Annotated in this window: 28 protein-coding genes and 2 pseudogenes; 17 read left to right on the top strand and 13 right to left on the bottom strand. The window is 72.7% G+C overall.

What is annotated here, in order from left to right:
• Positions 1–194 precede the first annotated feature (194 nt).
• The 7 genes from OG774_RS23775 (at position 195) to OG774_RS23745 (ending at position 5624) form a co-directional block, all read left to right on the top strand.
• Entirely contained in the window at positions 195–596 is a 402-nt protein-coding gene (locus tag OG774_RS23775; protein WP_328304844.1) for a hypothetical protein, read from the top strand.
• Positions 597–603: 7 nt separating this feature from the next.
• Positions 604–1908 carry a cupin domain-containing protein gene (locus tag OG774_RS23770; protein WP_328304843.1) on the top strand — a complete coding sequence of 435 codons (1305 nt, stop codon included), beginning with the start codon at positions 604–606 and terminating at the stop codon, positions 1906–1908.
• 57 nt (positions 1909–1965) lie between these two features.
• Positions 1966–2937 (top strand): sucrase ferredoxin, encoded by a 972-nt coding sequence (locus OG774_RS23765; protein WP_328304842.1) that lies wholly within the window; start codon positions 1966–1968, stop codon positions 2935–2937.
• Positions 2938–3031: 94 nt separating this feature from the next.
• Positions 3032–3301, top strand: coding sequence for a GlsB/YeaQ/YmgE family stress response membrane protein (locus OG774_RS23760; protein ID WP_274194498.1), 270 nt, complete (start codon positions 3032–3034; stop codon positions 3299–3301).
• Between the two features lie 74 nt (positions 3302–3375).
• A complete protein-coding gene (locus OG774_RS23755) occupies positions 3376–3813 on the top strand; it encodes an OsmC family protein (RefSeq protein ID WP_328304841.1) in 438 nt (145 codons plus the stop codon).
• Positions 3814–3920: 107 nt separating this feature from the next.
• Positions 3921–4109: a hypothetical protein gene (locus tag OG774_RS23750; protein WP_274194500.1), complete on the top strand. Its 189-nt coding sequence runs from the start codon at positions 3921–3923 to the stop codon at positions 4107–4109.
• A 12-nt stretch (positions 4110–4121) separates the two neighbouring features.
• Complete coding sequence (locus OG774_RS23745; protein ID WP_328304840.1) at positions 4122–5624, top strand: hypothetical protein; 1503 nt, start codon at positions 4122–4124, stop codon at positions 5622–5624.
• Here OG774_RS23745 and OG774_RS23740 read toward each other — a convergent pair.
• Positions 5594–6037: a trypco2 family protein gene (locus OG774_RS23740; protein WP_328304839.1), complete on the bottom strand. Its 444-nt coding sequence runs from the start codon at positions 6035–6037 to the stop codon at positions 5594–5596. The genes OG774_RS23745 and OG774_RS23740 overlap by 31 nt on opposite strands.
• Before the next feature lie 82 nt (positions 6038–6119).
• Between OG774_RS23740 and OG774_RS23735 the strand changes: the two genes are divergently transcribed.
• Positions 6120–6794 carry a DUF899 domain-containing protein gene (locus OG774_RS23735; protein ID WP_328304838.1) on the top strand — a complete coding sequence of 225 codons (675 nt, stop codon included), beginning with the start codon at positions 6120–6122 and terminating at the stop codon, positions 6792–6794.
• A 98-nt stretch (positions 6795–6892) separates the two neighbouring features.
• Here OG774_RS23735 and OG774_RS23730 read toward each other — a convergent pair whose 3' ends face one another.
• Entirely contained in the window at positions 6893–7261 is a 369-nt protein-coding gene (locus tag OG774_RS23730) for a hypothetical protein (protein WP_328304837.1), read from the bottom strand.
• Positions 7262–7371: 110 nt separating this feature from the next.
• Here OG774_RS23730 and OG774_RS23725 point away from each other — a divergent pair, with 110 nt between their 5' ends.
• Entirely contained in the window at positions 7372–8211 is an 840-nt protein-coding gene (locus OG774_RS23725; protein WP_328304836.1) for a methyltransferase domain-containing protein, read from the top strand.
• On the opposite strand, the gene OG774_RS23720 is transcribed toward OG774_RS23725, so the two are convergent.
• From OG774_RS23720 to OG774_RS23705, 4 genes are all read right to left on the bottom strand, one after another.
• Positions 8189–8764 (bottom strand): 2'-5' RNA ligase family protein, encoded by a 576-nt coding sequence (locus OG774_RS23720; RefSeq protein WP_328304835.1) that lies wholly within the window; start codon positions 8762–8764, stop codon positions 8189–8191. The two genes, OG774_RS23725 and OG774_RS23720, sit on opposite strands and share 23 nt — an antisense overlap.
• 45 nt (positions 8765–8809) lie before the next feature.
• Positions 8810–9301 carry a hypothetical protein gene (locus tag OG774_RS23715; protein WP_328304834.1) on the bottom strand — a complete coding sequence of 164 codons (492 nt, stop codon included), beginning with the start codon at positions 9299–9301 and terminating at the stop codon, positions 8810–8812.
• 134 nt (positions 9302–9435) lie between these two features.
• The gene (locus tag OG774_RS23710; protein WP_328304833.1) at positions 9436–10179 is read right to left on the bottom strand and encodes a GAF and ANTAR domain-containing protein; all 744 of its coding nucleotides are present in this window, start codon (positions 10177–10179) and stop codon (positions 9436–9438) included.
• 796 nt (positions 10180–10975) lie between these two features.
• Positions 10976–11269, bottom strand: coding sequence for a hypothetical protein (locus tag OG774_RS23705; protein WP_328304832.1), 294 nt, complete (start codon positions 11267–11269; stop codon positions 10976–10978).
• Between the two features lie 600 nt (positions 11270–11869).
• On the opposite strand from OG774_RS23705, the gene OG774_RS23700 reads away from it, so the two are divergent.
• Positions 11870–12118, top strand: a complete 249-nt coding sequence (locus tag OG774_RS23700) for a hypothetical protein (protein WP_328304831.1) — start codon at positions 11870–11872, stop codon at positions 12116–12118.
• 386 nt (positions 12119–12504) lie between these two features.
• Here OG774_RS23700 and OG774_RS23695 read toward each other — a convergent pair whose 3' ends face one another.
• Together OG774_RS23695 and OG774_RS23690 are read right to left on the bottom strand one after the other, a co-directional pair.
• Complete coding sequence (locus OG774_RS23695) at positions 12505–13227, bottom strand: ANTAR domain-containing protein (RefSeq protein ID WP_328304830.1); 723 nt, start codon at positions 13225–13227, stop codon at positions 12505–12507.
• 252 nt (positions 13228–13479) lie between these two features.
• Positions 13480–13962, bottom strand: a complete 483-nt coding sequence (locus tag OG774_RS23690) for an ANTAR domain-containing protein (RefSeq protein ID WP_328304829.1) — start codon at positions 13960–13962, stop codon at positions 13480–13482.
• 616 nt (positions 13963–14578) lie between these two features.
• Between OG774_RS23690 and OG774_RS23685 the strand changes: the two genes are divergently transcribed.
• The 4 genes and pseudogenes from OG774_RS23685 (at position 14579) to OG774_RS23680 (ending at position 15678) form a co-directional block, all read left to right on the top strand.
• Positions 14579–14782: a transposase gene (locus OG774_RS23685; RefSeq protein ID WP_328304828.1), complete on the top strand. Its 204-nt coding sequence runs from the start codon at positions 14579–14581 to the stop codon at positions 14780–14782.
• Positions 14779–15066 (top strand): annotated as a pseudogene (locus tag OG774_RS29900) (IS3 family transposase); the annotation flags it as partial. The gene OG774_RS23685 and the pseudogene OG774_RS29900, both read left to right, overlap by 4 nt.
• Positions 15059–15436 (top strand): annotated as a pseudogene (locus OG774_RS29895) (DDE-type integrase/transposase/recombinase); the annotation flags it as partial. The pseudogenes OG774_RS29900 and OG774_RS29895, both read left to right, overlap by 8 nt.
• Positions 15385–15678, top strand: coding sequence for an IS3 family transposase (locus OG774_RS23680; RefSeq protein ID WP_328311111.1), 294 nt, complete (start codon positions 15385–15387; stop codon positions 15676–15678). The pseudogene OG774_RS29895 and the gene OG774_RS23680, both read left to right, overlap by 52 nt.
• A 72-nt stretch (positions 15679–15750) precedes the next feature.
• Here OG774_RS23680 and OG774_RS23675 read toward each other — a convergent pair whose 3' ends face one another.
• On the bottom strand, positions 15751–16485 hold the full coding sequence (locus OG774_RS23675) for a hypothetical protein (protein ID WP_328304827.1): 735 nt from the start codon (positions 16483–16485) through the stop codon (positions 15751–15753).
• Positions 16486–16961: 476 nt separating this feature from the next.
• On the opposite strand from OG774_RS23675, the gene OG774_RS23670 reads away from it, so the two are divergent.
• Together OG774_RS23670 and OG774_RS23665 are read left to right on the top strand one after the other, a co-directional pair.
• Positions 16962–17408, top strand: coding sequence for a hypothetical protein (locus tag OG774_RS23670; RefSeq protein ID WP_328304826.1), 447 nt, complete (start codon positions 16962–16964; stop codon positions 17406–17408).
• Positions 17409–17470: 62 nt separating this feature from the next.
• Positions 17471–17719 (top strand): hypothetical protein, encoded by a 249-nt coding sequence (locus OG774_RS23665; protein ID WP_328304825.1) that lies wholly within the window; start codon positions 17471–17473, stop codon positions 17717–17719.
• Positions 17720–17834: 115 nt separating this feature from the next.
• On the opposite strand, the gene OG774_RS23660 is transcribed toward OG774_RS23665, so the two are convergent.
• The 3 genes from OG774_RS23660 to mshA form a co-directional block, all read right to left on the bottom strand.
• Positions 17835–19424 carry an AMP-binding protein gene (locus tag OG774_RS23660; RefSeq protein ID WP_328304824.1) on the bottom strand — a complete coding sequence of 530 codons (1590 nt, stop codon included), beginning with the start codon at positions 19422–19424 and terminating at the stop codon, positions 17835–17837.
• A 337-nt stretch (positions 19425–19761) separates the two neighbouring features.
• Positions 19762–20265: a YbjN domain-containing protein gene (locus OG774_RS23655; RefSeq protein ID WP_328304823.1), complete on the bottom strand. Its 504-nt coding sequence runs from the start codon at positions 20263–20265 to the stop codon at positions 19762–19764.
• Entirely contained in the window at positions 20262–21554 is a 1293-nt protein-coding gene (gene mshA / locus OG774_RS23650) for a D-inositol-3-phosphate glycosyltransferase (RefSeq protein ID WP_328304822.1), read from the bottom strand. The genes OG774_RS23655 and mshA overlap by 4 nt, the downstream gene beginning before the upstream one ends.
• 138 nt (positions 21555–21692) lie before the next feature.
• Here mshA and OG774_RS23645 point away from each other — a divergent pair, with 138 nt between their 5' ends.
• The gene (locus OG774_RS23645) at positions 21693–22469 is read left to right on the top strand and encodes an SDR family NAD(P)-dependent oxidoreductase (RefSeq protein WP_328304821.1); all 777 of its coding nucleotides are present in this window, start codon (positions 21693–21695) and stop codon (positions 22467–22469) included.
• On the opposite strand, the gene OG774_RS23640 is transcribed toward OG774_RS23645, so the two are convergent.
• A complete protein-coding gene (locus OG774_RS23640) occupies positions 22466–23626 on the bottom strand; it encodes a L,D-transpeptidase (RefSeq protein ID WP_328304820.1) in 1161 nt (386 codons plus the stop codon). The genes OG774_RS23645 and OG774_RS23640 overlap by 4 nt on opposite strands.
• Positions 23627–23682 lie beyond the last annotated feature (56 nt).

Below are 23682 nucleotides of genomic sequence, written 5' to 3'. Positions count from 1 at the left end.
GACCTGGGAGCCTGCCAGCGGCCCGTCGGGGACACCACGCCGCCGGGTGGTCCCGCGCGTGAGATCACCTCTCGACGGGTACCGCTGGCGGCATCGGCGGCAGGATGCGCCGAACCCTCCGACCCGGTGGCGGCGGGCCGCACACCACGCGGAGCCGCCCGGGTCACCGAACGACTCGACCTCAGGAGTGCGACGTGAACGACGATGACATGACCACCAGCGGGCACGGCCCGGCCGACGGTGGCGCGGCCGGCAACGGCGGCGACGGCGGGGCGGACGGCGGCGCCGACGGCGGTGCGGGTCACGGCCCGGCCGACGGTGGCGCGGCCGGTCGCGGTGCCGACGGCGGCGCGGACGGCGGTGCCGACGGTGGCGCCGACGGTGGCGCCGACGGCAGCGCCCACGGCCCGTCCGACGGCGGCGCGTTCGGCAACTCCGCCGACGGCGGTGCCGACGGGGCCGCGGGTCACGGCCCCTCCGACGGTGGCGCCCGCGGCGGCGGCTCCGACGGTGGCGCGGACGGTGGCGCCCACGGGCCGGCCGACGGTGGCGCCCGCGGCGGCGGCTCCGACGGCGGTGCCGACGGCGGGGCCTGAGTCACCGATGACCACCACGCCCGATCCCTCGTCGGATCGCGGCCATGACGCCGACGCCGGGCGGTCCCACGACCGCCCGGCGCTGCGGCGGCTCGTGGCCGGCGACCTCGACGACTTCGCCGGCGCGGCCTGGGGGCGCGAGGCCCGGCTCTCGCGCGCCGCGGACCTCGCGAAGCACGCCGACGGCGAGCAGCCCGAGGCGTTCGGCGACCTGTTCGACCTGGGCGCCGTCGACGAGCTGCTGTCGCGACGCGGGCTGCGGACCCCGTTCCTGCGGATCGCCAAGCAGGGCACCGTGGTCGACTCGCGCCACTTCACCGGCGAGGGCGGCGTCGGCGCCGAGGTCTCCGACCAGGTGCAGGACGACCGTGTCGCCGCCCTGTTCGCCGACGGGCACACCGTCGTGCTGCAGGGCGTGCACCGGACGTGGGCGCCCGTGGCGGACCTCGTCACCGAGCTCGCGGCCGAGCTCGGGCACCCCGCGCAGACCAACGCCTACATCACGCCCGCGTCGTCGCAGGGCTTCTCCGCCCACTACGACGTGCACGACGTCTTCGTCCTCCAGATCGCGGGCACGAAGCGCTGGCACGTGCACGCCCCCGTGCACGCGGACCCGCTGCGCTCCCAGCCCTGGAACGACCGCGCCGGCGCCGTCGCCGCCCGCGCCACCGAGGACCCGCTGATCGACGAGGTCCTCGAGCCCGGCGACGTGCTCTACCTCCCGCGCGGCTACCTGCACTCGGCCACCGCCCAGGGCGAGGTCAGCGCGCACCTGACCATCGGCGTCCACGTGCTCACCCGCTGGGCCGTGGTGGACGCGCTGGTCAACGCCCTCACCGACGACCCGACGCTGCGCGGCTCGCTGCCGCTCGGCATCGACGCCGCCGACCCCGAGGCGCTCGCCCCGCACGTCGAGGCCGTCGCCGCCCGCCTCGCCGAGACGCTCGCCGCGCCGGACCCCGCACGCGCCGAGCACGTCGCGCGGCGGCTGCGCCGGCGCGCGTGGACGGGCAACCGCCCCGAGGCCGTCGCCCCGCTGGCCCAGGCCGCCGCGTCGACCTCGGCCGACGCGTCGACCGCCGTCCGCTGCCGCCGGGGCCTGCACCACCGGCTGCGCACCGGCGACGACGGCGCCGTCCTGCTCGAGCTCGCCGACCGCACCGTGACGCTGCCCGCGGGCACGCGCGCGGCCTGCGAGCGCCTGCTCGACGGACACCCCGTCACCGCCGGCGAGCTGCCCGGTGTCGACCCGGACGACGGCGCCGTGGTCGTCCGTCGACTGCTGCGCGAGGGCGTGCTGCGCCCGGCGTGACACACGCCCGGCATCCACCGGGTGTCCACCGCGGCCCAGGCCGGGTATGACGGGGAGATGACCTCACCGGACTCCGATGCGTCGACCGGCTTCCGGTGCTCGGAGGCGGCCCGCGACCGCGGCGACCCCTTCGTCGCGACCGCGCCGCCCGCGCGGTGCTGGCTGCTCGTGGAGCACCCGGGGCCGTGGGGGCGCGACGCGCTCGGCGACGCCGGCTTCCCCGACGACGTCCTCGACGCGATCGACGCGTTCTGTCGTGTCCGCGGGGCGCGGTTCCAGCTCATCCGCCGCTCCCGCAGCCGCGGGGAGCCGATGGCCGACCGCGGGCGCTTCGCGCTCGTCGACACCACGCCGGGTGCGGAGACGGTGCGCTGGGGCCGGGTTTCCTCGCCGCTCGAGCTGCCCGCCGCGCTGGCCGACGTCGACGCCGTGACCGTCGAGTTGCCCGAGCCCGTCTACCTCGTCTGCGCCCACGGACGCCACGACGCGTGCTGCGCGATGCGGGGCCGCCCGGTGGCCGCCGAGCTCGCCGCGACGTACCCGGACCGCACCTGGGAGACCACGCACACCGGCGGCGACCGGTTCGCCGCCAACGTCGTCCTGCTCCCCCACGGCCTCGTCCTGGGCCGGGTGCCCGCCACCGAGGCGGTGGCCGTCGTCGAGCGCTACGCCGCGGGCGAGGTCGACACCGTCTGGGTGCGCGGACGCTCCGGCTTCTCCCCGCCCGCCCAGGCCGCCCAGCACCACGCGCGGCTGGCGTTCGGTGAGTCCCGCGTGGACGCCCTGCGCGTGCTCGGCACCGAGACGCGGGAGCAGGGCGTCGTCGAGGTGACGCTCGACGGCGGGCCCGGACGCGGTCCGGTGACGGTGGTCGTGCGCGAGCGCTGGGTCGCCTCGCCCACGCCGCTCACGTGCTCGGCCGGGCGCGCCTCGTCGATGCGTGTCTTCGATCTCGTCGAGATGACCCCCGGCTCCGGGTCGTCCGGGGGCTCCGAGGCCAGGGCGCTGGGGGCCGTGGCCGGGGGATGAACCTCCCCGGAACGGGCGTGGGGACTGGTTCAGGAGGAGGATCCAGGGGAACGTGGCGGCGGAACGTCACGAATCCCGGAACGGAGCAGGACCCATGATCCTCACCATCCTCGGCTGGATCGTCTTCGGACTGATCGTCGGCTTCATCGCCCGCGCCCTGGTCCCCGGCAAGGACAACATCGGCATCCTCATGACGATCGGCCTGGGCATCCTCGGCTCGGTCGTCGGCGGCCTGGTCTTCTCGCTGTTCAGTGGCCGGTTCGAGCTGACCAACCCGGTGGGCTGGATCGGGTCGGTCATCTTCGCGATCATCCTGCTGGTGATCTACAACCGGGTGACCGGGCGCAAGCGCGTCGGCCGCTAGGCCACCTGGCTCGGCCCGGCGTCCGCCGGGCCGGGCCGACCGACACGCACCCCTCCGATCCCCGGGAGACGACGATGCCGAGCCGCGACGCGACCACCCACTGGGAGGGCGGCCTCCAGGACGGCACCGGTCAGGTGAGCCTGGACTCCTCCAACGCCGGCCAGTTCAACGTCTCGTTCCCCACCCGTGCCGAGGACCCCAACGGGCAGACCAGCCCGGAGGAGCTGATCGCCGCCGCGCACTCCTCGTGCCTGGCGATGAACCTGTCCGGCGTGCTCGGCGGCGAGGGCCTCACGGCGAACTCGATCGACGTGAGCTCCGAGGTCACCCTGTCGCCGGCCCAGGGCGGTGGCTTCGAGATCAGCGGGATCGCAGTGACGCTGCGCGCCGACGTCGACGGACTCGACGAGGCGAAGTTCCGCGAGCTGGCCGAGACCGCCGAGAAGACCTGCCCGGTCTCCAAGGCCCTCGCCGGCACCACCATCACCCTCGACGCGGCGCTGGGGCGCTGAGACCGGGCTGTCGGGGGCCGCGTCTACCGTGACGCCGTGTCCGATCCCGGCCCATCGCTGACGTCCCCCGGTATCGTGGGTGCCGACGGCGAGAACCGGAGGCTCCCATGGCCGACGCACCAGCCCGCCCCGCGCGGCAACGCATCGTCGAGCCCGGCGAGCCGGCGGGCGATCTCGCCACGCGCCTGCACCTCGACGACCCCGCGCTCCAGCGCCGCTACCGCGCCGATCTCGACCGCGTCCGCGACGCCGAGCTCCGTGCCGAGATCGACACCGAGGGCGTCCGCCTGCACTAGCCTGGCGCGCCGATGACCTGGCCTTTTCTCGCCTGGTCGCCGGACGACTCCGCGGGCTCGGTCTACGACGTCACCGTGCCCGGCACCTGGGACGAGCTCGTCGAGTTCTACGCCGGCGGCGCCGGAAGCCGCCCGCTCGAGCGCATCGTGGAGATCGCCCGGGGCCACGGGGTGCGCAGCGTCGTCGTCGAGCAGCGCTACCTCGATCCGGACTGGCGCAGCGAGCACGGCGCGTTCCACGGCCGCCTGTTCCGCCGCCACCCCTCGGTGTGCCACCGCTGGCACCTGTTCACCGACGACGTCCCCGCCGACCTCTCGGTGCTGCGGCCGGAGGCCTACCGCGGCTACGTCGTCCTGCGCCCCCTCCCGTCCACCCCGGTCGGGCGGACCATGATCGCACCGCCCGTCGGCCTCGAGGGGGCGATCCGCTGCGAGGCCACCGAGCGCGTCTCGCTGTTCGGCACCCCGCTCTGGATCACGGCGATGCCCTTCCTCAGCCAGGACGCGGAGTACCTGCGCTGCGCGCACGCGACGCTCTGGATGGTGCTGCGGCACGCCCACCTCGCCCACGGCCTGCCGCGCCGGCTCACGGCGGAGGTGCACGACGCCGCGCTCGGCGGGGTGATCGTCGGCCGCCAGGTGCCCAGCGAGGGCCTGTCGGTGCACCAGATGCTCTCGGGCGCCACCAGCCTCGGCCTGTCCCCCGGGCTCATGCACCTGCCCGCCACGCCCGAGGAGGACGCCGCGGCCGACGCCGTCGCGGAGCCCGCCGACGTCGTCCCCGGGGGCCGCGCCGACCCGCAGGCCGGGCGGCTCTCGCTGCGCGCGGTGCTGTGCCGGTACGTCAACAGCCAGCTCCCGCCGCTGGTCATCTCGTCGAGCCACGCCTGGGTGGTGGTCGCGTACCGGCGCGGCCCCGGCGACGACCGTCGGGTGACGCTGTGGCGTCACGACGACGCGCGCGGTCCGTACCTCGAGGTCGACGACCCGTTCGCCGAGCCCGAGGACGCCCATCGCCCCTGGCAGACCGCGATCCTGCCGCTGCTGCCCGCGATCTACGTGACGGCGGAGCGCGCCGAGGCGGCCGGGCGTCTGTGGTTCGCGGGCTATCTCCGCGGCGCCGAGGACGACGAGCCCGTGGCCCGCGCCGCCGCGGCGGGCGAGCTGACGTTCCGCACCTTCGTCGTGCGCAGCGACGAGTACCTCGAGGGCCTGTGGGCGCGCGGCGTCGACCCGGCGCTGGCCGACCTCTACCGGCTCGCGGCCCTGCCCGAGCACCTCTGGGTGGTCGAGGCCGTCGACCGCGCCGCCCGCCGCGAGGGCCGTCCCGACGTCGTCGGCGAGGCCCTGGTGGACGCGACGGCGTCGACCCACCACGAGCCGCTCCAGGAGGGCCTCGTCGCCCTGCACGGTGGCCGGCTGGCGCACCGCATCGGGCCCGACCACGGCACCCGCCGCGAGCTGCTGCTCACCGACCCGGGCCACTACCGCACGGGACGTCCCGGGCGGCGCTGATCCTGGCCACGCGGATCCGACTCGTCGTCCTCCGGGAGCGTGCCCGCGATGGCGGGGCCGACGACGCTGATCGAGGCGTCGCCGCCCGACTCCTCCTCGGCCTCGCCCTCGTCGGCCACCGGGCCGAGCGTGAGCCGGATGCGATGGGTGTCGGTGCGCTCCCGCTCGCCCCCGCCGGACACCTCCCCCGAGAGCACGAACCACTTGGCCGCGACCGAGCCCTGCGCGTCCCGTCGGCGTCGCACCTCGACCGCGAGCTCGATCTCGACCTCCCGCACCCCGAGCCCGTAGCCCTCGTCCCGGCGCCCCCGCGCGGCGACCAGGTCGCGCCGCAACGCCAGCAGCACCTCGTCGAGACCCAGCCCCTCGTCGAGACCCAGCCCCTCGTCCGTCCCGTCCCCCTGCTCTTCCACGCCGCCGACCGTAGCGAGGCACCCCGACATCGGTCCGCACCCTCGCTTGACAGGACCGTGCGGTATGGATTTAGGATCGCTTATGGACCTCACCGCGCGCCCCGTCGTCACGTCCGCCGAGTGGCGGAAGGCCCGCGAGGAGATGCTCGTGCGCGAGAAGGAGGCCACCCGCGCGCAGGACGCGCTGGCCGCCGCCCGGCGCCGGATGCCGATGGAGGCGCTCGGGAAGGACTACGTCCTCGACGGCGTCGACGGGCCCGTGCGGCTCGTCGACGTGTTCGAGGGGCGCCGCCAGCTCATCGCCTACAAGTTCATGTGGACCGACCCCGAGAGCCCCTGCGAGGGCTGCTCGATGTTCGTCGACCAGTTCGGCCACACCGCCCACCTCAACGCCCGCGACGTGACGCGCGTGGTGATCAGCTCCGGCCCGCTCGCCGAGACGTTGCCCTACCGCGAGCGGATGGGCTGGACCGTGCCGTTCTACTCGGCGGCCAGCAGCGAGCTCTTCGACGACCTCGGCCACGACAGCTCGTTCGCGCTCGACGTCTTCCTGCGCGACGGCGACGACGTCTACCGGACGTACACGATCGACGGCCGGGGCGCCGAGAAGCTGGGCAGCGTCTGGTCGTTCCTGGACATCACGCCGTTCGGGCGCCAGGAGGCGTGGGAGGACTCCCCGGCCGGGACGCCGCAGGGCGACCCGTACGTCTGGTGGCGCCGCCACGACGAGTACGACACCGTCGCGGGAAGCCACTGAGGAATGCCTCTGTAGAAGCGTCAGCGGCGTGCCCCTATCGGCGTCCTCCATGAGATGCAGACACCCAGTGTCCGTATCGCTCCGTCGATCACCGGGGATCAGTCGCCGTCGACCACCGGCAGCGGCGCGGTGTCGACGCGCGGCTCCTCGTCGGTCCCGGACCGGAAGAACGCGAGGAACGCGACGGCCACCGCGGCGAACACCAGACCGACCGCGAGGTAGACCAGCGCCGAGACCACGGTCGGGTCCCCGGCGACGGCGTACGTGAGCCCCGCCTCCGCCGACCACGCCAGGACGAACTGCCGCGCGCGCCGCGCCCCGTCCCGCACCGCGACCAGCAGCGCGACCTGGGCCACGACGAGGGCCACGACGAGCAGCAGCGACCCGCCGGCCAGCAGCATCGTCGCCGCGACGCCCGCGCCGAGCGCGCACGCCGCGATGGTCGCGAGCACGGCGTGGGTCGGCACGGCCCTCACGGTACGGCGACGGACGGCGCGGGCCGGTTCCGCTCCCGCCGTGGATGGGCGACGATCATCTCCCGCCGAGCAAGCACCGGCACCGAGCACCCGGAGGCACCGTGGCCGCCCAGCAGACGCCCGCGTCCGGGACCCCGGCCATCTCCCTGCACGACTTCACCGACATCGACCACTCCCCGGAGCCCACCTACGTCGCCGCGCTCGAGGCCTTCGACCGGCTGCCGTTGCTCCGGGAGCTCAAGGCGCTGGCCATCGAGCGCACCGCGATCGGGCCGGGCCGCCGGGTGCTCGACGTCGGCTGCGGGTTCGGGCTCGAGACGCTTCGGCTGGCGCCGCTCGTTCAGCCCGGCGGGGCCGTCTCCGGGATCGACCTCTCCGCCGAGTTCATCGCCGAGGCCGTCCGCCGGGCCGAGGCCCAGGGCCTGCACGTCGACCTCGCGACGGGCGACGCCCAGCACCTGCCCTTCCCCGACGACGCCTTCGACGTCACCCGGATCGAACGGGTCCTCATCTACCTCGACGACCCGGACCGCGCGCTCGCCGAGATGGTCCGGGTGACCCGTCCCGGCGGCCGGATCGCGATCATCGCGCCGGACTTCGACACGAACACCGTCAACGTGCCGGACGCCGCGCTGGTCCGCGCGGTGCTCGCGCACGAGGCCGACACGTCCGTCGTCAACCCCCGCCTGGTGCGTGACCTGCGCGGGAAGCTCGAGGACCTGGGTCTCGAGGACGTCGAGCTCGCCAGCCGCATGGTCGTCTTCTCACCCGACCTCGGCGCGCAGTACTTCGGCGGTCTCGGCCCGGCCGCCGCACGGGACGGCGTGATCGACGTCGACGCCGGGCAGCGCTGGACGTCGACCGTCGCCGAGCTCCACCGCACCGGGCGCCTCTTCGGCGCGATCGGCTACTACCTCGTCACCGCGTCCGTGCCGGGGTGACGGACGCGTCGCCCAGCAGCGGCGCCTCGGCCACGACGTGCCAGGACCCGACGTCGAACGACCCGGCGAGCAGGTGGACGCGATCGACCTCGGCCGTGATCGGGAGGCTGGACGCGAGCTGCTCCGCGGCGGCACGCAGCGCCGCGAGCGAGGAGTGGCGGCGGTACCCGACGGTCAGGTGCGGCACCGGCTCGTGCTCGCCCCCGTACGGCGGGTGGTCCGGGAAGGCGCGGGCGGTGCGCTCGGTGAGCTCCGCGAACGGCTCCGGCGGGTCCGGCGCGAGCCACACGTAGTCGTCGCCGAACCAGCCGACGGCGTCGAGGCGGAACGAGAACGGTGCGACGTCCCGCACCGCGCGGCGCAGCGTCGCCACCGTCCGGTCGTCGACGGCACGGGCGGGCACGAACGGGAAGAGGACGGTGACGTGCGCGGGCACGCCCTGGGGTGCCGACGGGTCCAGCTCGGCGCGCAGCGCCCCGACGGCGGGTTCGGCGGCGGGGACGAGGACGAGCACCGCGGTGTACGTCGCCCGCGCATCGACCTGGACGCTCATCGTCCGGATCCTGCCGCAGGGCCGACCCCGCGCGGTCCGACCGGCTCAGCGCCGGTCCTCGTCGTCGTGTGGCCCCTCGGCGGCGCGACGGAGCCGTTGCGCCTCCCGTCGTTCGGCCTCAGCCCTGCGGCGCGTGGCCCGGACGTCCTCGCCCGGCGTCGTGGCGCCGGCCTCGCGCGCGTGCGCCTCACGGGTGTCGGCGAGGCGGTCGTAGGTGGCGGCGAGGGCCTCGGCGGCGTCGGCGAGGCACAGGTAGGTCTTGCGGGTCGTCTCGACGGCGTTCCTGGCCCGTTCCACGAGGTCGGGGCACTCCGGGGGGAGCCGGGTCACGACGCACAGATCACGATCGATGGCCACGTCCCCGTCGCAGACCTGGCGGGCCACGTCGTGCACCGAGAGTCCGGTGGCGGCGGCGTGCGCCCGCAAGCCCCGGTGGGCCTCGAGGAGGTCCACGACGAGCGCCTCGGCCAGGACGGCCCGGGCGCGCAGCACCCGGACGTCGCGCCAATCCCGCGGGTTCAGGTCCCTGTCGGCCATCAGCTCTCATCGGCCCGGCTCTCGCGCCTTCGCGAGAGCGTCAGACGGTGGCGACTGGGCCTGTGCCTCCGCCGACGAGTGTGGCCCGGCTCACCCGGTCGGTCCAGCCCACCCGCGGGCGCCCTGGCCTCGTGTCATCGGCGTATCTCCCTCGCCTCGGGGCGGGAGCCGGACGTGTCGGCGTTGTCGAGGAGCCACTGCGCGACGGCGGTGAGCTTCATGTTGGTGTCCTGGGAGGACGTGACCAGCATCTGGAAGGCGCCCTCGTCGTCGACCTTGAAGCGCTCGCGCAGCAGACCCTTGGCCTGGCCGATGAGGTCGCGGCTGTCCACGGCGCGCTGCAGGTGGACGGCGGTGTTCGCGCCGTAGAGCAGCATCGCGGCCTGGATGCCGAACAGTCCGGCCAGCGTCTGTGCTTCCTCGTCGAAGGCGTCGGGTTCGGCCGAGTAGAGGTTCAGCGCGGCCCAGACGCCGCCGTCGACCGAGAGCTGGGTCGACATCAGGGCCCGGTAGCCGGCTTCGGCGGCGTTGGGGGCGAACCGTGGCCAGCGGTCGGCGTCGGCCCCTGCGAGGTCCTGGGCGACGACGGTGCCGGTCTCGGGTGGGTCCTCGATCGCGGTGATGCACGGGCCCTCGTTGAGCTCGCTCTGCTTCTCGTCGAGCTTGCGGATGCTCTCGCTGGTGGGATGGCGGGTCTCGATGCGCCCGTGCTCGGTGATCGAGATACTGCCCGCGTCCAACCCCGGGACGGTCACGACGGCCGAGGCGACGACCTGCTCCAGGGTCTGCTCGAGGTCGCGGACGCTGCGGCGCCGGGCCAGGCCCCGGGCCGCGGTGCGCAGGGCGACGACGAGGTCCTCGGGATGCCGGGCGTCCATGAGTGTGCTCCCCCGTGACATGGAAAGTCGGTGGGCACGAGGCGCGAATGATCGAGCGCGCCGATCGGCAGGGCCGACGCGACATGCGCGGCGATCTGCCCTGTCGACCGGCCGGCGGAGTCGGGGATGCACATGAAGAACGGGGACCGAGGGAACGCTGTCGAGCAGACACCCGTGTCCGGGTCACGGCCGTGCAGTCGACCACGGGTCACCGTACAGCCATCGCGCACCCCGAGGTCCTGTTCGGTCGGCGCGCGGGCCGGAGGGGGCCGGCCGACTAGGGGTGGTCGGTACCGGTGATGTGGTCGATGAGCTGCTCGGCGACGGCGACAGGGTCCTTGGCGGTGTCGTCCAGGTGGGGCCCCAGGAGGTCCTCGGCGTCGGCGAGCGCCAGGTCACCGGCTGACGAGGCTCACAGCGAGCTGCATGCGCCGTGCTCTCGACGCCGACGGCGACACGTCACCGGGGAAGCACATGAAGGTCGGAGCTGCCCAGGCCCCGCGAACTACTGCGCGGACCCCGCGTCTCGACGGGCGGCGGAGGTGGCCGACCGCCACCGACCATGACACCCGCCAGACAGATCGTGGCGGGCCGGGCGTGACGTCTGCCGGATTCGCTGGTGAGCCAGCGTGCGGCGTCGGTGAGCTTCGGAGCGTTCGTGCCGAGACGAGCGCTCCGCGTCCGGTCGACGCCCGTCAGTTCGAGCGCCGTGCACCCCACTGTCCACTATGCGCACGGGCTTGCCGCCCGGCGGGGGATGGTCGGCCACCGGGAGCGACGCTCGCCGGCCGACCGGTCACGAGGCGGCGTGGTGGCCGTCGAGGCTCGTCATCCGGCGCGCCATGGAGGCGGTCGAGGTGACGCCCTGGACCACGGCCAGGAGATTGTGGCTGGCCGCGGTGGTCGGGATGGCCTCGAGACCGGTGGCACGCACGAGTGCGGCGAGGGCCTCGAGGTTCTTGGCCAGATCCACGATCAGCTCGCTCTTGTCGCCGCCACCGTGACCGAGCGAGCGGCGTTCGGTGGCGTGCCTGAGTGCGGCGGTCGCTTCGCGTAATGCACAGATGGCGTTCTCGACGTCGTCGGCCACGGCGGGACTCCATGTGTCGGCGGGTGGGGCAATACCTGTACCTGGACCCCGCCGATGTGGAGGCCGTCGGTGCCAGTATGCCTGCGCCCGGCCCGAGGCCCTGTCGTCCGGTGCGGATGACCCGTGGTGGGAATGGAGGATTCCTCGGAGGGCCGACGTCGATTCATCGGGTCAGCCGGTCACCACACATCCGCGCAGAATGCGCTGGACGCCGATTCGGATGGCGAGGTGCCGCGTCGGCCCGTATGGTTCAGCGCGACAGCACGGTTGACATCCAGCCGGCGAAGAGACGGACATTCGTGTCCGTACCCGCCCGACGGAGCCCGTGCGCCGGCCGATCGGCCATTCAGCATCGGGACCGCTTGGACCGATCCTCGTCCGAGGTGAAGTGTCGATGAAGAGAACAATGTCGAGCTGCGCAAACGATGTACCGCTCCTTGCGCAGCGCAACATCGAGCGATGGCGCACACCCCCGGCGACCTCCCTGGTGAGTGACGCCGGACGCGCGTTGGCGATGGTGGCGTGGCAGCTGCTGAAGTGGGCGGACCGGCGAGCCAACGGCCAGGTCCGACGAGGACGACCCGGGCGCGGTGATCGCTGATGGCGACCTCGCTGGCGGCCCACGACGGGCGCCTGCTGCGCTACGTCCTCGAGGACCTGCGCTACCCGGTTCGCTGGTGGGAGATCATGGCGATGGCCGACCTGTACGGCCTCGCGGCCGCGAACCCGGCCGAACTCGCCCGACTCCCCCGACAGCTGTACGGGAGCATCGAGGCCGTGCTGGGCGCTCTGCCGGGAGCGGAGCGCCGCGGAGACCTCACCTCCGCGAGAGCAGGTCAGAGGCCCTAGGCGGAGGCCTGCTCCCGAGCGCGGAGGTCCGTGCGCAGGACCTCGGACGACCTTGGCTCGCGGCGCTCCTACCTGCGGAAGCAGCATCTCGCGGGCTCACGACCTCGATCCTGTTCCGTGGTGGTTCCGTACTCCGCGCACTACCGCCGCCGGATACCCCCGCACGGTGCCGGTCAGCGCCGCACCGAAGGCCCGCTCAGAAAACAGATGTCAGATCGGGTAGGTCGGTGTCGACCCAGGCCACGCGTGCGGGGGACGCAACGAGGGCCTGGGCCGACCCGCACGGCTACCTTGGTGAACCGAGTTCCGGTTCACTGCGTGACCCGGTCGACTCAGTCTGCCCGCGCGTTCGCCATCTCGAAACCGTCGGACTCGCGCTGCAGGTCTCACTCGGGGGCGACGATGCTGCGCCGACCTCGCTCGTTGGCCAGCCAGTGGGCGACGTCGTGGAGCTTCATGTTGGTGTCCTGGGACGAGCTGACCAGCATCTGGAAGGCGGCGTCGTCGGTGATGTCGAAGCGCTCCATCAGGATGCCCTTGGCCTGGCCGATCACGTCGCGGGTCTGCAGGGCTTGGTTGAGGCCGGCGGCGCGGTCGGAGCCGTAGAGCAGGGTGGCGGCCTGCAGCCCGAACAGGCCGGCGGTCAGGCAGGCGTGGTCGTCGAAGACATTGGGGCTGTCCGAGTAGAAGTTGAGCGACGAGCGCCAGCGACGGGTGACCGACAACGAGATCGACAGCACCGATCGGACACCGAGCTCCACGGCGCGCGGCGCGAACAGCGGCCAGCGATCTCCGTCCGGTCCCTCGAGGTCGTGGGCCACGAAGATGCCGCTCGGTGGCGGCTCGTCGGCTGCGCTGACGCACGGCCCCTCGTGAAGGTCGGCCTGGAGGTCGTCGACGCGGCGGCTTCGGTCGTCGGAGGAGTGACTCGTGCGTACCTTGCCGGCTGCGGTGCGGGTGATGCCCCCGCCGACGGCAGAGGGAACGGTCTCGACGGCGGCCTCGACAATGCGGCTGAGCATCTCGTCCTGGTCATACGTCGCGCCGTGCTCGATCAATCGTTCGACAGCACGTCGCATGGCGGTGACCAGCTCGTCGTTGTTGCTCATAGACATCTCGTGATGTCACCCTCCGCAGTCGTCGCAGCGCCCCGACCGACGGCGCGCTGAAGTCTGGGGCGAGCTACGGGCCCGCGGCTACGTTACGTGTACGCCGGTTGCGATCACCACCGTAGGCTGAGCCCCTTACGGGGCAAACGAGATAACACCGGGTTGGCCGGGCCGTCGCGCTCGGTGCCGGGCAGGAAGCCCGCGGTCCCTGGCGGCGGACACTGTCGGATCTACTCACGACCGGTCGCAGTCTCAGCGTGTCTCGGGGGGCGGTTCAGCGGCTCGACGGAGCCGTTGCGCGTCTCGTCGTTCGGCGTCGGCCCTCCGGCGGGTGATCCGGGCTCGCTCGTGGGGGTCGGTGCAGCCGGCGTTGCGGGCGTCCGTCTCGCGCCTGTCGGCGATGCGGTCGTAGGTGTGGGCGAGGGCCTCAGCCGTGTCAGCAAGACGCAGAAGGGTCTTCCGAGCCAGCTCGAGAGCGTTCTCCGACCGCGCCAGGAGTTCGGCCTGGTTGGCGCGGTCTCGGGCCACGACACACAGCTCGCGATCGATGGCCAGGTCCCGGTCACAGACCTGCCGGGCCACGTCGTGCAGTGGGGTTCCGGTCGCGTCGGCGTAAGCCCGCAAACCTTGGTCGGCCTCGTCGAGGTCCACCACGAGCACCTCGGCCAGGACACCCTGGGCCCGCAGCACCTGGATGTCGCGCCAGTCGCGCGGGTTCAGCTCGTGGTCAGCCATGGGACCTCGTCAGCCCGGGCTCTCGACCCACACGAGAGCGATCTACGGCAGGGACCGGGCCGACGCTCTCGCCCGCGAGTGTGGTCCGGGTCCCTTCGTTGGTCCAGCCGTCGCAGCGGAGTTCGTCCGGGTCGCAACTCCAACGTCACTAACGCCCGGATCGGCTTCGGGGTCTCTCCCTCGGCGGCGCGGTCTCTGACCTGCCGGGCCGTTCGCGCGGGTGCAAGCGCCCTGACGGTCAACGACCGATGCATGTGCTGCCTGGTGGCGCTTGCGGCTGTGCGGGCGGTCTGGCAGCCCTCGGGCGCGTCGACGTGGGTGAGGCCCCGCCCACCACCACTCCCCCGTCGTCGAGCTCGTTGCTGGTGGGGGCTCTCCTGAGGTCGGTGTCCTGGTCCAGGGCGGAGCGCCTGGCCGCCGGAGGCTCGTCCTGCTCGCGGTCGCCGTGAGGTTCCCCAGCTAGCTCGGAGACCGACGATCATGGCTGTAGGCCGTGAAGGGAGTCTCCGATGGCAGCGCCGAAGAAGTACCCCGACGAGCTGCGCGAGCGGGCGGTGCGGCTCTACCGCACGAGCAACCCGCGGCCCACGTTCCGCCAGCTCGGTGACAGCTGGGAGTGCATCACGAGGCGCTGCGCAACTGGGTGCGCCAGGCCGAGGCCGACGCCGGTGAGCGCGACGATCGTCCGACCAGCGCCGAGACCGAGGAGCTGCGCCGGCTGCGCAAGGAAGTCGCGGAGCTACGCCGGGCCAACGAGATCCTGAAGGCGGCGAGCGCTTTCCTCGCCCAGGAAATCGACCCGACAAGGAGGAAGTCATAGCGTTCGTCGAAGCTCGCCACGACGACTTTGGGATCGAGCCGATTCTGCGCCAGCTCGGGATCCCGCCCTCGACGTACTACGGGTGGCTGGCCCAGGACCGCGACCCGTCGTCGCTCCGCCGTGACGACGCCGAGGTCCTCGCCGAGATCCGCGAGGTGCACGACCGGTCGGGCCAGACCTACGGCGTCCCGCGGGTGCACGCCACTCTGCGCCGCCGCGGCCGGCAGGTCTCGCGCAAGCGGGTCGAGCGGCTGATGCGTAGCGCGGGGCTGCAGGGTGCCCACCTGCGCAAGCGCTGGCGGACGCCCTCCACCCGCCAGGACCCGCGGGCCGCCCCGGCGCCCGACCTGGTCGATCGGGACTTCACCGCCTCGGCCCCGGACCGGCTCTGGGTCGCCGACGCGACCCGCATCCCCTGCCGAGGGCGTGTTCTGGCTCGCTGCGGTCCGCGACGTGTTCTCCAACCGCATCGTCGGGTGGAAGACCTCCGACCGGTGCGACACCGAACTCGTCCTCGGCGCTCTCGAATACGCGGTCTGGTCCCGCGAGGTGCGCGACGGCCAGCTTAGGCATCATTCCGACCGCGGCTCGAACTACACGTCATTCCGATTCTCGGCTCGGCTAGAAGATCACGGGATTCTCGCGTCGATGGGGTCGGTCGGCGATTCCTACGACAACGCGCTGATGGAGAACTTCTTCTCCACCTCAAGACCGAGCTCGTGTACCGCAGAATCTGCAGGACCCGGGAAGAGGCCGAGAACGCCCTGTTCGCCTACGTGGACGGCTGGTACAACCGCGAGCGCATCCAGGCCCGCCTGGGCTGGCGCTCGCCGGACGAGTACGAGCACACCTGGCACACCAGCCGGGCTCACCCCGAGCCCGTCCCGGCCAGGTAGGAAGCACTCCGGGCTACCGGGGGAACCTCAGCTGCCGAACCGCGGGCGCGCTGCCGGTCGATCGTTGGATGGCTACGCCTTGTAGTTCATTTGGCGTGGCCCGGTCTTGTCGTAGACGTTGAAGAACTCGTCGCTCATGATGGTGGCGACCCCGCCTTCTGGCGTCTCGATCAAGTCCTGCTCCAGGGGCGTCACCCGGAACTGCCAGTCGGCCGGCAGGCTCGTGAAGTAGCTCGCCCCGTTGGCGACGAAGTCGTCGTAGGTGAACTTCGGCTCGAGTCCCAGCTGGAATCCCTTCATGACCCAGGTGTTGCCGCCGGCGTCGTCCAGGAGCATGACCGTGGTGCCCTTGTTCCAGCCCACGCGGCTGTCGCGTGCGATGGTCATCGGTTCGTAGGCCGTGACGTCTGCGACGGCGCCCACCTTCTTCATGTCGAGCTGGCCGACCCAGGGGGCCTTGATGCCGTTGAAGTCGCGCTCCTTGCCCCGGTGCACCTCGGTCCAGTCAGGTGTCCAGATCTTCGGTCCGTTCAACGATGCACCGAGCAGGCCGTAGTCCGCCTTGAGCTGGTCGAAGTCGATGCCTTCGACGAGGGCATGCGGGGCAGCATCCCTGGACGCTGGAATGCCCTCTTCACTGAACATGGGGTTGTAACAGGCTGCCACCACCTTGCCGGTCCCCGCCTCGCGTCCGGCGAGGAAGATCTCGATGTAGCGGGTCCCGTGCATGCCGTCGACGCGCCAGAACTCGGCGCCCTCACCGTCGTGCAGCACAGCAGGTTCATCCAACGCTTGGTTGTTCGTCATTCGTGGACCCTTTGCCTTCAGCGTTTACCGGACGAGGTCACCGTCACCGGTCTGACGCAACGGCGCACCACCCGACGAGGATGATTGCGAGTGAGCTGCTAAGCCCCTTCTCAGGGCATGTCCGGTAAGGCTGAGTCGCTCGGAGGCAGTCGGGGCAGACTGCAGCCACAAGTCCTGCCCACAGCTGCCCCGCACGGCCGCAGCCACGGCGGCCGCACGCCCATGCAGCTCCTTGCCGACGCCGTCGATACCTACGAGGCGACCGCGATGGCGCGACCTCCGGCGCATCGCGAGCACCCACCTGCTGCCGCCTCCGCGCCGCGACGAGCCGCTGACCGCCGAGGACCGTGCGATCGCCTCGTGGCTCCGACGCGCCTCCCGTCCTCGGAGCACTCATCCAGGACCTCAACACGAGAGCGGACGGCCGACCCACCACCTCGTCGACCGCCAACAAGCGCCGCGCTGTGCTCCACCGGGTGGCCGGCTACGCGGTGGACACCGGCGTCATGGCCGCCTACCCCGTCACGGCCGGCGCACCGGTACGGCGTCGCCAGCTTCTCGCGGCGCTCACCTACGTACCCGGGCGCCGCCGGAGCGATCGCGAGCGTGGCTGGCGGCTGCGGGCGTTCTTTGCCTGCCTGTACTACGCCGGCCTACGTCCCGGCGAGGCCCAGCAGCTCCGCGACACCGACGCGAAGCTCCCCGCCGCCGGCTGGGGCGAGCTGGTCCTCTCCGGGTCGCTGACCGGCGTCTCGGGCGAGCACTACAACGACGGCCTGCGTACCCCCGACGCCCGACCGCTCAAGCGCCGCCGTCGCGAGGCCGTCCGTCGTGTGCCTGCCCCGCCGGCGCTCGTGGCGATCCTGCGCGAGCACCTCCACCACTACGGCGCCGCACCCGACGGCCGCTGTTCCCGGCACTGACCGGCGGACGGGTCCGCGAGTCGGTCTACACGCGCATCTGGAAGGAGGCCCGCGAGATCGGCTTGACGCCCGCGCAGGCGGCCTCGCCGCTGGCGGCCCGCCCGTACGACCTCCGCCACGCGGCGCTCACATCCTGGCTCAACGCCGGGGCGCCGCCCACGGAGGTCGCCGAGCGGGCCGGCCACTCGGTCAAGGTCCTGCTGTCGGTCTACGCCGCGTGCCTCGACGGCGAGCGCGAAGCCTACAACGGCCCGCATCCAAGATCTACTCGACGGAGAGGCTTGATCGACTATTCAAGATCCGTTCCGTGACTGTTCCGTGGAAACCCGGACACAACGCCGTACCGCTGCGGAGCCTCACAGAGACTTCACATCGGTCATCCGGCGTTCGTGCAGGTCAGAGACCCGAAGCAGCGGGTCGGGGGCCCTACGCGGAGGCCTGCTCGCGAGCGCGGAGGTCCTTGCGCAGGATCTTCCCCGACGCCGACTTCGGGATCTGGTCGATGAACTCCACGACCCGCACCTTCTTGTGCGGGGCGATGCGCTCGGCCACGAAGCCCATGACGTCGTCGCCGGAGAGCTGCGCGCCCTGCTGGAGGACGACGAACGCCTTGGGGATCTCCTCTCCCTCGGCGTCCTTGACCCCGATGACCGCGGCGTCGGCGATCCCGTCGTTGGTCAGCAGCAGCGCCTCGAGCTCGGCCGGCGGCACCTGGTAGCCCTTGTACTTGATCAGTTCCTTGACGCGGTCGACGATGTGGAAGACGCCCTCGTCGGTGACCGTGGCGACGTCGCCGGTGTGCAGGAAGCCGTCGGCGTCCAGGGTCTCCGCGGTGGCCTCGGGGTTGTTGAGGTACTCGCGCATCACGTTGGGACCGCGGACCCACAGCTCGCCGCGCGAACCCTCCTCGCCGGTCTCGGGGTCGACGAGCTTGCACTCGATGTTCGGCAGCGCGACGCCGATCGAGTTGAGGTCCATGTCGGGACGGTCCTGCGGCATGGCGTGGCTGACCGGGCTGAGCTCGGTCATCCCGTAGCCCTGCAGCACGGTGCAGTTCAGCCGCTTCCCGACGGCGTGCCCGAGCTCGGCGTCGAGCGCGGCGGCGCCGGAGAACACGATGTCGACGCAGTCGATGTCGTACTGGTCGACCATCGGGTGCTTGGCCAGCGCGACGGCGATCGGCGGCGCGATGTAGACGCGGTCGACGCGGAACTCGGAAATGATCCGCAGGAACTCCGCGAGATCGAACTTGGGCATCGTCACGACGGTCGCCCGGACGTAGATGCCGTGGTTCATCATCACGGTCATGCCGTAGATGTGGAAGAACGGCAGCACCGCGAGGATCTTCGAGTCGGCGTCGGTGCTCGCGTTGAGCGCCTGGAACTGGATGAGGTTCGCCACGAGGTTGCGGTGGGTGAGCACCACACCCTTCGCGCGCCCGGTGGTCCCCGAGGAGTAGGGCAGCGCGGCGACGTCGTCGCCGGTCACCCGCACCTGCGGGCGCTCGGCCGTGGTCGACAGCAGGTCGGCGAGCCCGTTCTCGGGCCGCGGGGTGCCGGCGTCGTCCCGGGTGCCGTCGATGAGGACGGTCTCCGTGACGACGACGCCGTCCTGCTCCGTCGCGGCGCGGGCCCGGTCGAGGAACGCGCTGATGGTGACCAGCATCTTCGCGCCGGAGTCGCGCAGCTGGAAGGCGAGCTCGTCGGGGGTGTAGAGCGAGTTGATCGTCGTCACCGCGACGCCCGCGGCGAGGGCGCCGTGGAAGACGACCGGGTAGTAGGCGTTGTTGGGCGCGAACAGGGCGATCACGTCGCCGCGGCCGAGGCCCCGCTCGCCGAGGGCGGCCGCGAAGCGGTCGATCGCTCCGGCGAGCTCGCCGAACGTCGTCTGCGCCCCGGACGATCCGTCGATGACCGCCACGCGGGCGGCGTCGGCATCGCTCAGGTCGCCGAAGAGGAACTCCGGCAGTCCCACGTCCGGGATGTCGACGTCGGCGTACGGGCTGCGGACGACCATGCGGGAACTCCTCGCTGAGCGCGGGACGGCAATGCGTCGGTAAACCTACCTGTCGGTACGGCCGATCGTCTGCCCTCTCGCATGGTCTCTCTGTGACCGGGCGCGGGGTTGACGGCCCGGACGGTCACCCGTTCGGCCGTATGACGGCGTCTTGCCCCCCGTCTTGCGTGGTGGGACAGTGAGCGCGAGAAGCCGATTCGACCCCACGGTTCGGCCGAGGCGTGGCTCACGTGTGCCCGTTCGCCTGTGCGAGCGCCCTGGACGCCCGCCGCCGGCGTCGGATGCCCCCCGTCCCACGCCGGCGGCGTGGCCCGGTGGCCCCGGTGGCCCCGGTGGCTCAGTCGCGGCCCTCCACCAGGTGCGCGAAGGCCGAGAGGTTCGCCAGCGACTCCCCCCGCGACTCCCGCCACGCCCACTCGCGGCGGATCGACGTGGCGAAGCCGAGCTCGAGCAGGGTGTTGAAGTCGCCGTCGGCGGCCTCCAGCACCTGCCCGAGAATGCGGTCGATCTCCTCGTCGACCACGGCGTGGCGCGCCACGCGCCCGACGAGGTGGATGTCGCCCGCCCGGTCGATCGTGTAGTGCACCCCGTAGAGCCGGGCGTTGCGCTGCAGGAGGAAGCGGTAGACCTCCTCGAGGTTCTCGTCCACGTGCCGGCACACGAACGCCTCGACCAGCAACGCGTGGGGCGTGAGCACCAGCCAGCAGTGCGTGGCGAGCTTCTTCGTGCCCGGCAGCGTCACGAAGAACCGTCCCGGACCCGGCCGGGTATAGGTCAGCTCGCGCTCGTCGAGGGCGTCGACGAGCACCTTCTCCAGCTCGTCCGTGGAAGGGGAGCTCACACCGCCATCCCTCGGGTCCGGTCGCGGTCCTTCGCCCGCGAGGCCTCGGCGTACGTCGCGAGCAGCGCGTCGGCCGTGCGGTCCCACGAGAACATCGCCGCGTGCTCGACGGCGCCGGCGGAGAACCGCTGACGCCCGGCCCGGTCGAGGCCGACGCGCTCGAGGGCGTCGGCCCAGTGCCCGGGATCGTGGCCGTCGACCAGCAGCCCCGAGCGTTCGTGGGCGACCGCGGTGGGCAGCCCGCCGACGGCGGCGGCCACCACCGGGGTGCCGCAGGCCTGCGCCTCGAGGGCGACGAGACCGAAGGACTCCGAGTAGCTGGGCACCGCGACGACGTCGGCGGCGCGGTAGACCTGCGCGAGCTCCTCGCCGCGGCGGGGCGGCAGGAAACGCACGACGTCGGCGATCCCCAGCTCCCGGGCGAGCGCCACCAGCGACTCCGGCTCGGCGAGCCCGGTGCCCGAGGGACCGCCGACGACGAGGACGACGAGCCGCTCGCGCAGCTCCGGGCGGCGCGCGAGCATCGTCGCGGCGGCGCGCAGCAGGACGTCGGGCGCCTTGAGCGGCTGGATCCGCCCCACGAACGCCATCGCCGTGTCCTCGGGCCGGATCCCCAGGGCGGCGCGGGCGGCGTCGCGGTCGGGCGCGGGGGTGAAGGTGCGCAGGTCGACGCCCGGCGCGATGGTGCGGACGCGGGCGGGGTCGGCACCGTAGGCGGCGACGAGGTCGTCCGCCTCGGCCTGCGTGGACGTCACGAGGCGGTCGGCCTCGGCCACCACCTGCTCCTCGCCGACCACCCGCGACAGCGGCTCGGGCCGGTCGCCGTCGGCGAGCGACGCGTTCTTGACCTTGGCCAGGGTGTGCGCGGTGTGCACCAGCGGCACGCCCCAGCGGTCCCGCAGGAGCCACCCGACCTGCCCGGAGAGCCAGTAGTGGCTGTGCACCACGTCGTACCAGCCCGGCTCGTGGCGGGCCTCGTCCCGCAGCACCCCGGCGGTGAACGCGCACAGCTGGCTGGGCAGGTCCTCCTTGCCGAGGCCGCCGTACGGCCCGGCGATGACGTGCCGGACCAGCACCCCGGGCGCCAGCTCGGCCACCGGCGGCAGGTCGGACGACGTCGCCCGCGTGAAGATCTCGACCTCCACGCCGCGCTGGGCCATCCGCCGGGCCGTCTCCACGACGTAGACGTTCATGCCGCCTGCGTCCCCGGTGCCGGGCTGGGCGAGCGGTGAGGTGTGCAGCGAGATGACCGCGACCCGGCGGGGCCGCCCCGGATGCGGACGAACCACCCGGCCCGGGGGACGGGAACGGGTCGCCGGAGATGCCGTCGCCGTCGTCGCCGCCGGGGTCACCCCGCCAGCTTAGGTGTGCCGGGCCCTCGCGGGCTCGCCGAGGACCACGTGACGAACAGACCTAGGGTGCGGGGCATGAGCACGCCGACACCGGGAACCGACCGTCCCCTCGCCGTCGTCACCGGCGCCAGCTCGGGCATCGGGGCCGCCACCGCCCGCGCCCTCGCCGCCGACGGCTGGCACCCCGTCCTCGGCGCGCGCCGCGTGGAGCGCCTCACCGAGGTCGCCGACGAGGTCGGCGGCACCGCCCTGCCCCTCGACGTCACCGACGCGGACTCGGTGGCCGCGTTCGTCGCCGGCGTGAGCGACCTCGTCACCCCGCGGAGCCCGCTGCGCGGCCTGGTGAACAACGCCGGCGGCGCCAAGGGCACCGAGAAGGTGATCGAGGCCGACGAGGAGAAGTGGCGCTGGATGTGGGAGTCCAACGTCCTCGGGACCCTGCGCGTCACCAAGGGCCTGCTGCCGCTGCTGATCGACTCGGGCGACGGCCACGTCGTCACCATCACCTCGATCGCCGGCCTCGAGGTCTACGACGGTGGCTCCGGCTACACCGCCGCCAAGCACGCCGAGGGCGCCATGCACCGCACCCTGCGCGGCGAGCTGCTCGGGGAGCCCGTGCGTGTCACCGAGATCGCGCCCGGCGCGGTCGAGACCGAGTTCGCGCTCGTGCGGTTCGCGGGCGACGAGGATCGTGCGGCCAAGGTCTACGAGGGCATCACGCCGCTGGTCGCCGAGGACGTCGCCGAGGTCGTGGCGTTCGCCATGAGCCGGCCGTCGCACGTCAACCTCGACACCATCGTCCTCAAGCCCCGCGACCAGGCCACCGGGATGCGCTTCCACCGCACCACCTAGAGCGCGGACATCGCTTGCCACTCCGCCCACGAGATGGCCCAGTCGTAGATGTCGCCGTCGCTCGGCGAGTAGTTCACCCCGGAGTTGGTGACCTCCACCGGGTCGCCGTACTGGGCGGTGTCGTAGTACGCCCGGGCATCGGCCTCGGAGAGGTTGATGCAGCCGTGGGTGACGTTGCTGGAGCCCTGCGCGCCGGTGGACGCCGGGTTGGCGTGGATGAACTCGCCGTTGTTGCTGATGCGCACCGCCCAGCGCTCGACGAGGTCGTAGCCGTACTGCTCGCTGACCATCCGCTTGTTGGTGAACTTCTCGGTGACGACGTGGATGCCCGAGCGCGTGGTGCGGTTCGGGTCGGAGTCCGTCCCGTAGCTGGCGGGGACGTCCATCACCTGCCGGCCGTCGCGGATGACGACCATGCGGAAGCTGTTGACGTCGGCCTGCACGACCTGCGAACGGCCGATCCGGAACGACGTCGTGAGGTCCTCACGGCCCCAGGCGCCGCCGCCGAACGGCGTGCCGAGCAGGTTCGCGCGGACGTCGACCTGCGTGCCGGGCCGCCAGTACTCCTTGGGACGCCAGTGCACCCGCGACCCGCCGTCCTGGTCGGGCAGCCAGGCCCAGGAGCCCTCGGTGGGCACCGACGTGCGCACCTGCAGCGCCCGCTCCACCGCCGCCTTGTCCTCCACCGGGGCCGCGAACTGGATCGTGATCGGCGCGGCGACCCCCACCTCGCGGTCGTCCCCGATGTTCAGCGTCGCCCGGACGGTCTGCCCGGGCGCGACCGTGGTGAACGAGCCGGTGACCGGCGAGCTGCTCCCGCCGGGCCCGGTGGCCGTGCCGCCCCAGGTGTAGGTGGCGCCGTAGGCCAGCGGGCCGGACGGCGTCCAGCGCTTCCGGTCGGGCGAGAGCGTGCCGGCCACGGCACCGCCCGGCGAGGCGGTGAGCGTGACGTCGGTGAACGAGCCCTCCGTGGTGGCCGCGACCGTGGCCCGTGGCGCGACGTCGGCGGCGTTCGCGGCCGGCTCGACCGCCACGCCGACCGGCGGCGGCGCCTCGGTGGACGCGACGGGCCCGCCGGACGTCGGCGCCCCCGAGCCGCAGGCCGTCAGCACCACCAGCAGCAGCCCGCTGAGCACCGTGACGAGCGCGCGACCCATACGTCCCCCGAACCTCTCGGCAGTGCGTCGCCACCATCGTGGCACCGCACCCCGAC

It is taken from the genome of Actinomycetospora sp. NBC_00405 (assembly GCF_036044095.1).
GTDB classification, from domain to species: Bacteria; Actinomycetota; Actinomycetes; order Mycobacteriales; family Pseudonocardiaceae; genus Actinomycetospora; species Actinomycetospora callitridis.
The sequence above is the reverse complement of the archived record's forward strand: the minus strand, read 5'-3'. Positions and strand labels throughout refer to the sequence as shown.

What these genes read in the sequence shown, in the direction of transcription:
- OG774_RS23715 (WP_328304834.1), bottom strand. Translation starts at nt 9,301, where the DNA reads ATGGCCGACAGGGACCTGAACCCGCGGGATTGGCGCGACGTCCGGGTG.
- OG774_RS23760 (WP_274194498.1), top strand. Translation starts at nt 3,032, where the DNA reads ATGATCCTCACCATCCTCGGCTGGATCGTCTTCGGACTGATCGTCGGC.
- OG774_RS23640 (WP_328304820.1), bottom strand. Translation starts at nt 23,626, where the DNA reads ATGGGTCGCGCGCTCGTCACGGTGCTCAGCGGGCTGCTGCTGGTGGTG.
- OG774_RS23745 (WP_328304840.1), top strand. Translation starts at nt 4,122, where the DNA reads ATGACCTGGCCTTTTCTCGCCTGGTCGCCGGACGACTCCGCGGGCTCG.
- OG774_RS23675 (WP_328304827.1), bottom strand. Translation starts at nt 16,485, where the DNA reads ATGACGAACAACCAAGCGTTGGATGAACCTGCTGTGCTGCACGACGGT.
- OG774_RS23755 (WP_328304841.1), top strand. Translation starts at nt 3,376, where the DNA reads ATGCCGAGCCGCGACGCGACCACCCACTGGGAGGGCGGCCTCCAGGAC.
- OG774_RS23765 (WP_328304842.1), top strand. Translation starts at nt 1,966, where the DNA reads ATGACCTCACCGGACTCCGATGCGTCGACCGGCTTCCGGTGCTCGGAG.
- OG774_RS23735 (WP_328304838.1), top strand. Translation starts at nt 6,120, where the DNA reads ATGGACCTCACCGCGCGCCCCGTCGTCACGTCCGCCGAGTGGCGGAAG.
- OG774_RS23660 (WP_328304824.1), bottom strand. Translation starts at nt 19,424, where the DNA reads ATGGTCGTCCGCAGCCCGTACGCCGACGTCGACATCCCGGACGTGGGA.
- OG774_RS23750 (WP_274194500.1), top strand. Translation starts at nt 3,921, where the DNA reads ATGGCCGACGCACCAGCCCGCCCCGCGCGGCAACGCATCGTCGAGCCC.
- OG774_RS23690 (WP_328304829.1), bottom strand. Translation starts at nt 13,962, where the DNA reads ATGGCTGACCACGAGCTGAACCCGCGCGACTGGCGCGACATCCAGGTG.
- OG774_RS23700 (WP_328304831.1), top strand. Translation starts at nt 11,870, where the DNA reads ATGGCGACCTCGCTGGCGGCCCACGACGGGCGCCTGCTGCGCTACGTC.
- OG774_RS23645 (WP_328304821.1), top strand. Translation starts at nt 21,693, where the DNA reads ATGAGCACGCCGACACCGGGAACCGACCGTCCCCTCGCCGTCGTCACC.
- OG774_RS23770 (WP_328304843.1), top strand. Translation starts at nt 604, where the DNA reads ATGACCACCACGCCCGATCCCTCGTCGGATCGCGGCCATGACGCCGAC.
- OG774_RS23720 (WP_328304835.1), bottom strand. Translation starts at nt 8,764, where the DNA reads ATGAGCGTCCAGGTCGATGCGCGGGCGACGTACACCGCGGTGCTCGTC.
- OG774_RS23710 (WP_328304833.1), bottom strand. Translation starts at nt 10,179, where the DNA reads ATGGACGCCCGGCATCCCGAGGACCTCGTCGTCGCCCTGCGCACCGCG.
- OG774_RS23695 (WP_328304830.1), bottom strand. Translation starts at nt 13,227, where the DNA reads ATGAGCAACAACGACGAGCTGGTCACCGCCATGCGACGTGCTGTCGAA.